This window comes from Zobellella endophytica (assembly GCF_003012775.1).
GTDB lineage: Bacteria > Pseudomonadota > Gammaproteobacteria > Enterobacterales > Aeromonadaceae > Oceanimonas > Oceanimonas endophytica.
Window position 1 is genome coordinate 1 of the sequence record NZ_PXYG01000053.1, and the last position, 255, is coordinate 255.

At 72.9% G+C, this 255-nt stretch carries 1 protein-coding gene; it reads left to right on the forward strand.

Features of this window, described 5'->3' with window-relative positions:
- Window positions 1-255: VCBS domain-containing protein (locus tag C7H85_RS19405; RefSeq protein ID WP_146140493.1), on the forward strand; the 255-nt coding region annotated here is incomplete at both ends.

Below are 255 nucleotides of genomic sequence, written 5' to 3' on the forward strand. Positions count from 1 at the left end.
GCCGACGGTCTCGGTGCTGCTGGCCGAGGGGGACGACGGCGTGGTGTGGGAGTCGGCGCTGCCGGCCGGCCGTGGCGGCGGCGACCTGACCGCGTCCGGCGCGCTGGAGATCGACACCGGCCACGACGCCCTGGCGCTCATCGAGGTGCAGGACAAGGACGGTGCCTGGATCAGGATCGAGGCCGACGGCACCCTGGTGCAGGGGGACTACGGCACGCTGTCGGTCAACCGGGACGGCAGCTGGAGCTACACCCT